This is a genomic window from Micromonospora sp. NPDC018662 (genome assembly GCF_044391475.1).
GTDB lineage: Bacteria > Actinomycetota > Actinomycetes > Mycobacteriales > Micromonosporaceae > Micromonospora.
This window is the reverse complement of the sequence record NZ_JBISAC010000006.1, coordinates 195665-206231: the sequence shown is the minus strand read 5'-3', so window position 1 is coordinate 206231 and position 10567 is coordinate 195665. Positions and strand designations below refer to the sequence as shown.

Here is a 10567-nt window from a genome sequence, read left to right as displayed (position 1 = left end):
ACGAATTCGCGCGCCATTGTGGGGCGCTGCGGCACCACCGGTCGCGGGGGCATTGCGGACGCCACCGCGACCGGTCCGGCCGGGCCGCCGGTGGCGTCGTACCGGCCCAGCCTGCGCGCCTCGCGGCGGCCTCCCAGCTAGGGGCGACCCTAGGGGCGTCCTAGGGGTTGTGACGCGTCTGGCCAGGCAATTACCTTCCTCACCGTAAGTGAGACCTGGTGGGCGCCGGTCAACGCAATTCGTGATCGGCCGAACGGTATTGGGTCGCCTGTTGTTCCGGCCCGAAAAGGTGGCGCTGATGGCGACTGAGGACACCCTCCGGGAATATCTGAAATGGATGACCGCCGACCTGCACCAGACCCGGCGGAAGCTCGGCGAGCTGGAGGCCGCGCACCGCGAGCCCATCGCCGTCGTCGGCATCGGCTGCCGGTTCCCCGGCGGGGTGCGCTCCCCGGAGGACCTGTGGCGGCTGGTCGACAGCGGCACCGACGCGGTCTCGGCGTTCCCCACCGACCGTGGCTGGGACCTGGAACGGCTCATCCACCCGGACCCCGACCACCCCGGCACCTCCTACGTCGGTGAGGGCGGCTTCCTCGACTCGGCCACCGAGTTCGACGCCGGCTTCTTCGGCATCTCGCCCCGCGAGGCGCTCGGCATGGACCCGCAGCAGCGGCTGCTGCTGGAGACGTCGTGGGAGGCGTTCGAGCACGCCGGCATCGACCCGGCGACGCTGCGCGGCCACCAGGTCGGCGTGTTCGCCAGCACCACCGGTCAGGACTACGCCGCCCTGCTCCAGACCCCACCGCCCGGCGTCGAGGGGTACGTGCTCACCGGCACCGCCGCCAGCGTCGTCTCCGGCCGCATCTCGTACGTGCTGGGCATCGAGGGACCGGCCGTCTCCGTCGACACCGCCTGCTCGTCGTCGCTTGTCGCGATGCACCTCGCCGGCCAGGCGCTGCGGCAGGGGGAGTGCACGCTCGCGCTCGCCGGCGGCGCCACCGTCATGTCCACCCCGGCCGCGTTCGTCGGGTTCAGCCGCCAGCGCGGGCTGGCCGCCGACGGGCGGGTCAAGGCGTTCGCCGCCGCCGCCGACGGCACCGCCTGGGGTGAGGGCGTCGGCGTGCTGCTGCTGGAACGGCTCTCCGACGCCCGCCGCAACGGTCACCCGGTGCTCGCGGTGATCCGGGGCAGCGCGGTCAACCAGGACGGCGCGTCCAACGGGCTCACCGCCCCCAACGGCCCCTCCCAGCAACGGGTGGTGCTCCAGGCGCTGGCCAGCGCCCGGCTCGCCCCGGAGCAGGTCGACGCCGTGGAGGCGCACGGCACCGGCACCAACCTCGGTGACCCGATCGAGGCCACCGCGCTGCTCGCCACGTACGGGCAGGGCCGGCCGGCCGACCGCCCGCTGCGGCTCGGGTCGGTGAAGTCGAACATCGGCCACACCCAGGCCGCCGCCGGCGTCGCCGGTGTGATCAAGATGGTCATGGCGCTGCGCCACGACCGGCTGCCGGCCACGCTGCACGTGGACGCGCCCACCCCGCACGTCGACTGGTCCGCCGGCGCGGTGTCGCTGCTGAGCGAGCCGCTGCCCTGGCCGCCGGGGGAGCAGCCCCGCCGGGCCGGTGTGTCCTCGTTCGGGATGAGCGGCACCAACGCCCACGTGATCGTCGAGGAGGCCCCGCCGCCGTCGGAGCCGGCCACCGCCGCCGCGGCGACCCCGGACGCCGAGCCCGCCGCCGCCACCTCCACGGACGCCGCGTCGGTGACCGGTCCCGCGCCGGTGGTGGCCGCCGGCCTGGTGCCGGTGCTGCTCTCCGCGCGCGACGCCGCCGGGCTGGCCGCCCAGGGCGCCCGCTGGGCCGACTGGCTGGCCACCGACGACGCCCCCGTCACCGACATCGGCTGGTCGTCGGCCACCACCCGGGGCGCGCTCGACCACCGGGCCGTCGTCCTCGCGCCGGACCGCGACGCGCTGGCCGACGGGCTGCGTGCCCTCGCCGCCGGCGACACCGCGTCCGGCCTGGTCACCGGCGCCGGCCCGCGCGGCGGGCAGCTCGCGTTCCTGTTCAGCGGGCAGGGCGCGCAGCGGGCCGGAATGGGCCGGGAACTGGCCGCCGCGTTCCCCGCGTACGCGGACGCGCTCGCCGAGGTCTGCCGCGAACTCGACAGGCACCTGCCCCGCCCGCTGGGGCCGATCCTCGCCGCCGAACCCGGCACCGCCGACGCCGCGCTGCTCGACCGGACCGAGTACACCCAGGCCGCGCTGTTCGCCGTCGAGGTGGCCCTGTGCCGGCTGCTGGACTCGTGGGGCGTGCGGCCGGACCTGCTGGCCGGACACTCCATCGGCGAGGTGGTCGCCGCGCACGTGGCCGGCGTGTTCAGCCTCGCCGACGCCGCCACGCTGGTCGCCGCGCGCGGGCGGCTCATGCAGGAGTTGCCCGCCGGCGGCGCGATGCTCTCCGTCGCCGCCGCGCCCGCCGACGTCGAGGCGCTCCTCGCCGGCGTCGACGGCCCGATCGGCGTCGCCGCCGTCAACGGGCCGGCCGCCGTCGTGGTCTCCGGCGCCGCCGACGCGATCACCGAGGTCGAGCGCCGCGCCGCCACCCAGGGAGTACGCACCAAGCGCCTCACCGTCAGCCACGCGTTCCACAGCCCGCTGATGGAGCCGATGCTCGCCGCGTTCGCCGCAGTGGTCGAACGGCTGGAGCGGCACGCCCCGACGCTGCCGATCGTGTCCAACCTGACCGGCGAGCCGGTCGACCCGGACGAGATCCGCACCCCGGCGTACTGGGTGCGGCACGTCCGGGAGACGGTCCGCTTCGCCGACGGCGTGACCCGGCTGCGCGTACTCGGCGCCGGCACGTTCCTCGAGGTCGGGCCCAGCGGTGTGCTGACCGCCCTGACCCGGGAGCTGACCGGCCCGGACGCCACCGCCGTGGCGCTGCAGCGACGGGACCGGCCGGAACCGGAGGCGCTGCTCACCGCGCTCGCCGAGCTGCACGTCGCCGGCGTCCCGGTCGGCTGGCGGGAGCTGTTCGCCGGCACCCACCCGGACCGGGTCCGGCTGCCCGGGTACGCGTTCCACCGCCAGCGGTTCTGGCCCGAGCCGCCGGCCGCCGCGCCCGCCACCGGGGAAAGCGGCGCGGACGCGGAGTTCTGGGCCGCCGTGGAACGCGCCGACGTCGACGCGCTACGCGACCAGCTCGGCGCCGCCGCCGGCGGTGACCCGGTGGAGGCGCTGCGGCCCGCGCTGCCCGTGCTCTCCGCCTGGCGTCGCGGCCGGCACGACCGGTCCGTGGTGGACGGCTGGTCGTACCAGGTGCGGTGGCAACCGGTAGCGGTCGCCGAGGGGAACCGGCCGGCGGGCCGCTGGCTGGTGCTGCTGCCCACGGACGCCCCTCCCGGCTGGGCCGACGACCTGCCCGCGCTCGTCGACGACGCGACAGTGCTACGCCTCGGCGCCGACGACCTGGACCGCGCCGCGCTCGCCGGCCGGCTGCGCGCCGCGATCGGTGACGCGCCGGTGGCCGGCGTGCTGCACCTGGTCGCCGGGCAGGACCGGCTGCTGCCCGAGCACCCCGGCGTCAGCCTCGCCGCCGCCACCACGCTGGTGCTGCTCCAGGCGCTGACCGACCTCGACCTCACCGCCCCCGTCTGGTGCTTGACCAGCGGCGCGGTCAAGGCCGGGCCGGCCGACCGGCTCACCGACCCGGTGCAGAACCTGGTCTGGGGCCTCGGCCGGGCCGCCGCCGTGGAGCAGCCGCACCGGTGGGGTGGCCTGATCGACCTGCCGGCCGTGCCCGACGACGCCGTCCGCCGCCGCCTCGCCGCGGTGCTCGCCGGCGGCAGCGACGAGGACCAGGTCGCGGTCCGCGCCGGCGGCGTCTGGGGCCGACGGCTCGTCCCCGCCCCCGCGCCGGAGCGGCCGGCCGGCGACCGGTGGGCCGACGCCACCGTCCTGGTCACCGGCGGCACCGGCGCGCTCGGTGGACACGTCACCCGCTGGCTGCTGGACCGGGGGGCCCGGCGGGTCGTCCTGGCCGGCCGGCGCGGCGCCGACACGCCCGGCCTGGCCCCGCTGCTCGCCGAGCACGGCACCGACGGGCGGGTCACCGCCGCCGCCTGCGACATGACCGACCGTACGGCGGTCGCCGCGCTACTCGACTCGCTGCCGGACCTGACCGCGGTGGTGCACGCCGCCGGCACCGACCAGCTCACCCCGCTGACCGCCACCACGCTCGACGAGTTCGCGCACGTCGTCGCCGGCAAGGTGCTCGGCGCGCTGCACCTCGACGAGTGCCTCGCCGACCGTCCGCTCACCGCGTTCCTGCTCTTCTCCTCCGTCTCCGGCACCTGGGGCAGCGCCGGGCAGTGCGCGTACGGCGCGGGCAACTCGCTGCTCGACGCGCTCGCCGTGCACCGCCGCGACCGGGGGCTCACCGCCACCGCCGTGGCCTGGACCGCGTGGGGCGGCGCCGACGGCATGGCCGCCAAGAACGCCGCCACCGAGCAGCTGCACCGGATGGGTCTGCCCACCATCGACCCGGCGCGGGCCCTGGTCGCGCTGGACCGGGCGCTGGACCGGCCCACCGCCGGCGTCACCGTCGCCGACGTCGACTGGAGCCGGTTCCACCCGGCGTTCACGCTCACCCGGCCCAGCCCGCTGCTGTCCGAACTGCCGCAGGTCCGCGCGCTGGCCGAGGCCGAGGCGGCGCAGGACGCCGCCGCACCGGCCGGCGTCACCGAGGCGCTGCGTCACCTGGCCGGCCGGCCCGAGGCCGAGCAGGAACGGGAGCTGCTGCGGCTGGTCGACGAGCAGACCGCCCGGGTCCTCGGCCACGCCACCGCCGACGACCTGCGCGGTCGGCCGTTCAAGGATCTCGGCTTCGACTCGCTGACCGCGGTGGACCTGCGGACCCGGCTGAACGAGGCCACCGGCCTGCGGCTGCCGTCCACGCTGGTCTTCGACCACCCCACCCCGGCCGAGCTGGCCCGGCACCTGCGGGTCACCGCGTTCGGCGCGGACGACGCCGCGCCGGCCGTACCGACCGTCACCGCCGGCGCGGACGAGCCGATCGCGGTCGTCGGCATGGCCTGCCGCTACCCGGGCGGCGTGGACGGCCCGCAGGAGCTGTGGCGCCTCGTGGCCGACGGCGTCGACGCGATCGGCAGCTTCCCCACCGACCGGGGCTGGGCCGTGCCGGCGCCCGACAGCGGCTACACGCCGGCCGGCGGGTTCCTGCCCGAGGCGACCGGCTTCGACCCGGCCTTCTTCGGCATCTCGCCCCGCGAGGCGCTCGCCATGGACCCGCAGCAGCGGCTCACCCTGGAGGCCGCCTGGGAGGTGCTGGAACGGGCCGGCGTGGACCCGACCGGCCTGGCCGGCAGCCGTACCGGGGTGTTCGTCGGCGCGTCCACCTCCGGCTACGGCACCGGGCTGACCGAGGTGCCGGAGGGCACCGAGGGCTACCTGATGACCGGCGGGGCGCACAGCGTCATCTCCGGACGGGTCGCGTACACGCTCGGCCTCGAAGGGCCGGCCGTCACCGTGGACACCGCCTGCTCGTCGTCGCTTGTCGCGCTGCACCTGGCCGGGGAGTCGCTGCGCCGGGGGGAGTGCGACCTGGCACTGGCCGGCGGGGTCGCGGTGATGGCCACCCCGGACACGTTCGCCGAGTTCTCCCGCCAGGGCGGGCTGGCCGCCGACGGCCGGTGCAAGTCGTTCGCCGCCGCCGCCGACGGCACCGGCTGGTCCGAGGGCGTCGGCATGTTGCTGGTGGAACGGCTCTCCGACGCCCGCCGGCACGGCCACCGGGTGCTCGCGCTGGTCCGCGGTTCGGCCGTCAACTCCGACGGCGCGTCGAACGGCCTGACCGCGCCGAACGGTCCGTCGCAGCAGCGGGTGATCCGGGCGGCGTTGGCGGACGCGGGGCTGTCCACGTCGGACGTGGACGTGGTGGAGGCGCACGGCACCGGCACCACGTTGGGTGACCCGATCGAGGCGCAGGCGTTGCTCGCCACGTACGGGCAGGACCGCGAGACGCCGCTGCTGCTCGGGTCGATCAAGTCGAACATGGGCCACGCGCAGGCCGCCGCCGGTGTGGCCGGCGTGATCAAGATGATCCTCGCGATGCGCCACGCGACCGTGCCGGCCACGCTGCACGTGGACGAGCCGTCGCCGCACATCGACTGGTCGGCCGGCGCGGTCGAGCTGGTGACCGAGGCGCGGGCGTGGCCGGTGGTGGACCGGCCGCGTCGGGCGGCGGTGTCGTCGTTCGGGATCTCCGGCACCAACGCCCACGTGGTCATCGAGCAGGCCGACACGCAGGTGGTCACCGAGCAGCCCGACGCGCCCGCGTTGGTCCGGACCGACGTGGTGCTCTGGCCGCTCTCCGCCCGCTCGACCGCGGCGCTGACCAGCCAGGCGGAACGGCTCGCCCGGCACGTCCGGGAGCACCCGCAGCACGAGCCCGCCGCCGTGGCCTGGTCGCTCGCCACTACCCGCGCCACGCTCGACCAGCGCGCCGCGATCGTCGGCGCCGACCGCGACGACCTGCTGGCCGGCCTGGACGCGTTGGCGTCCGGGGTGCCGGCGGCGAATGTCGTGACCGGTATGAGCGTCGAGCACGGGCCGGGTCCGGTGTTCGTGTTTCCGGGTCAGGGTGGTCAGTCGGTGCGGATGGCGGCCGGTCTGGTGGGCCGGTGTGCGCCGTTCGACGCGCGGCTGGCGGAGTGTCAGCGGGCGTTCGCCCCGTTCCTGGACGTGGACCTGGTGTCGGTGTTGACCGGTGCCGACGACGCCTGGCTCGACAAGGTCGAGATCCTGCAGCCGGTGTTGTTCGCGGTGGGGGTGTGTTTGGCGGCGGTGTGGCGGGCTGCCGGGGTGGAGCCGTCGCTGGTGATCGGGCATTCGCAGGGGGAGATGGCCGCCGCGTGTGTGGCCGGGGTGCTCTCGTTGGAGGACGCGGCGAAGGCGGTGATCCTGCGGGCCCGGGCGTTGTCCACCCTCGCGGGTTCGGGCGGGATGTTGGCGGTGGATCTGCCGGTCGACGAGGTGGAGGCGCGGATCGAGGGGATCGCCGGCACGGTGGTGGCGGTGCTCAACGGTCCGGGTCATGTGGTGGTGTCCGGTCCTCCCGAGACGCTCGCCGACTTGCGGGAGCGGTGGCAGGGCGAGGGGGTGCGGGCGAAGCCGGTGCCGTTCAACTACGCCTCCCACAACCCGGGCGTGGAGCAGATCCGCGACCGGATGCTGGCCGACCTGGCCGGGCTGGCCCCGCAGGCGGGTCACACCCGGATGGTGTCGACGGTGACCGGGGACTGGGCCGACCCCGAGAGCATGGACGGGGATTACTGGTACACGAACCTGCGGCAGCCGGTGCGGTTCGAGCAGGCGGTACGCACCGCGCTCGCGGCCGGGCACACCACGTTCGTGGAGGTGTCGGCGCATCCGGTGCTGACCATGCCGGTGACCGCGATCCTCGACGACACCGACACGGCGGGGCACACGCTGTCCACCCTGCGACGCGGCGACGACGACCCGACCCGGCTGCTGACCAGCCTCGCGACCGCCCACACCATCGGCCTGCCCGTCGACCTGAACACCGTGCTCACCCCGACCGAGACGATCGACCTGCCCACCTACCCGTTCGCGCGGGACCGGTACTGGCTGGCGCGCGGCGGCTCCGGTCCGGCCGGACTGCCCGCCGCCGGTCTCGACGCCGTCGACCACCCCCTGCTGCACGCCGTGGCCGACCTGCCCGGCGACGAGGGCCTGCTGTTCACCGGCCGGCTCACCCTGGCCACCCACCCCTGGCTGGCCGACCACGCCGTGCTCGGCACCGTCCTGCTCCCCGGCACCGCCCTGGTGGAGCTGGCGTCCTGGAGCGGACGCGCCGTCGACACCGCCCACGTCACCGAACTGGTCCTGGAAGCGCCACTCGTCGTCCCGCCCACCGGCGGCGTCGACCTGCGGGTCCGCGTCGGCGCCGTCGACGACGACGGCTGCCGGCCGGTCACCATCCACTCCCACCTCGACGACGGCGGCGACACGCCGGGCACCGGCCGCACCTGGCAGCGGCACGCCACCGGCCTGCTCGCCCCCACCCGCCCGGTCACCGTGGCCACCGGCGGCGCCTGGCCGCCCGCCGACGCCGAGCCGATCCCCCTGGACGCGCTCTACCCGCACCTCACCGCGCAGGGCTACGGCTACGGCCCGACGTTCCAGGCGCTGCGGGCCGCCTGGCGCAGCGGCGACGACCTCCTCGCCGAGGTGTCGCTCGACACCGACGCGCCCGCCGACCCGTTCACGCTGCACCCGGCACTGCTCGACGCCGCGCTGCACGCCATCGGCGCCGACGCGCTCCACCGCGCCACCACGGCCCCGACCGCCACCGCCGGACCGGACCCGGTCGGATCCGCGAGCGGTGCAGCCGCGACGGGCGCGCCCTCGGCCGCCGGACCGGGCCTGCCGTTCTCCTGGACCGGGCTCGCGATCCAACCCACCCGGGCCCGGGAACTGCGGGTCCGGCTCACCCCCACCGAGGGCGCGGTCGCCGCCACCGTCACCGACACCGGTGGGATGCCGGTCGCCTCGCTCGACGCGCTCGTGCTGCGGCCGATCAGCGCCGACCAGCTCGACACCGCCCGCCGGGCCGCCGCCCGCTCGCTGCACCGACTCGACTGGATCAGCCCCGAGCCGGGCGGCAGCCGCCCGTCCCGCCTCGCCGTGCTCGGCGACGCCGACGAGTGGCCCGGCGTCGAGGCGTACCGGGACCTGGACGACCTGGTGACGGCCGTGACCGGCGGCGCGGCCCGGCCCGACGCGGTGATCGCCACCGTCGTCGGGCAGCGCGCCGACGAACCCGACCCGGCCCGCGCCGCGCACCTGCTCACCCACGAGACGTTGGCGCTGGCGCAGGACTGGCTCACCCGTGAACCGCTCGCCGGGACGCCGCTGGTCGTGGTCACCCGGGGCGCGGTCCGCGCCGAACCCGGCGACCGGCCGGCCGACCTGCCGGCCGCCGCGGCGTGGGGGCTGATCCGTTCCGCCCAGTCCGAGAACCCGGGCCGGTTCGTGCTGCTCGACCTCGACGACGACCCCCGCTCCTCGGTGGCGCTGCCGGCCGCGCTCGGCACCGGCGAACCGCAGCTTGCGCTGCGCGCCGGCCAGATCCGGGTACCCCGGCTGGTCCGTCTGGGCCCGCCGCCGGAGCGGCCCGAGCCGGAGCTGTCCGCCGGCACCGTGCTGGTCACCGGCGCGACCGGCGCGCTCGGCCGCCTCGTCGCGCGGCACCTGGTCACCCGGCACGGCGTGCCGCGCCTGCTGCTGGTCAGCCGCAGCGGCCCGGACGCGCCCGGCGCGGCCGACCTGGTCGCCGAGCTGACCGCGCTCGGCGCCGCCGCGCAGGTCGTCGCCGCCGACGTCAGCGACCGGGACGCGCTCGCCGTGCTGCTCGACGAGATCCCCGCCGACCGGCCGCTGGTCGGCGTGGTGCACGCCGCCGGCGTCCTCGACGACGGCGTGCTGCCCGCGCTCACGCCGGCCCGGTTCGACACCGTCCTCACGCCCAAGGTGGACGCCGCCTGGCACCTGCACGAGCTGACCGAGAAGCTGGACCTCGCCGCGTTCGTGCTGTTCTCCTCCTCCGCCGGCCTGTTCGGCGGGCCCGGCCAGGCCAACCACGCCGCCGCGAACGCGTTCCTCGACGGGCTCGCCCACCACCGCCGGGCGCGCGGCCTCACCGTCACGTCCATGGCGTGGGGACCGTGGGCCAACCCGGCCGAGCCCGGCGGCCCGCAGGGCCACGTCGACGAGCAACGGATGAGCCGGGCCGGCTTCCGGCCGCTCGGCCCGGACGAGGGCATGGCGCTGTTCAGCGAGGGACTGCGCCACGACGAGCCGGCGATCGCGCCGGTCAGCCTGGACCACGCGGTGCTCGGCCGGCTCGGCCCGGCGCTGCCCCGGCTGCTGCACGGCCTGGTGCGCACCACCGCCGGTCCGGCCGCGAACCCGACCGGCGACACGGCGGCGGCGCTGCGCGACACGCTCGCCGCCACCGCCGAGGCGGACCGCGACCGGGTGCTCTCCGACCTGGTCCGCACGCACGCGGCGGCGGTGCTCGGCTACGCCTCGATCCGCGACGTGGACGAGGAGAAGGGCTTCGTCGAGCTGGGCTTCGACTCGCTGACCGCGGTGGAGTTCCGCAACCGGCTCAGCGCCGCCACCGGGCTGCGCCTGCCGTCGACGCTGATCTACGACCGGCCCACCACCGCCGCGATGGTCACGCACCTGCGCGGCGCGCTGCTCGCCGAGCGGAGCACCTCCGCGCTGTCCGTGCTCGGCGAGCTGAACAAGCTGGAGACCGCGATGCGCGCCATCGCCGACGACGACACCGACCGCGCCGCCGTCGCCGTCCGGCTGCGCGAACTGCTCTCGCTCTGGACGTACGCCGACGGCGGCGCCGACGACCCCGGTGCGGGCGACGGCAACCTCAGCTCCGCCAGCGCCGAGGAACTGTTCCACCTCCTCGACGACGAACTCGGAACCGCCTGAGATGCCCCGGAC

Annotated in this window: 1 protein-coding gene; it reads left to right on the top strand. The window is 76.4% G+C overall.

The annotated features are described in order from the left end of the window. Window positions 1-298 precede the first annotated feature (298 nt). Window positions 299-10555 (top strand): type I polyketide synthase, encoded by a 10257-nt coding sequence (locus tag ACH495_RS19410; protein ID WP_396859124.1) that lies wholly within the window; start codon window positions 299-301, stop codon window positions 10553-10555. Window positions 10556-10567: the final 12 nt, after the last annotated feature.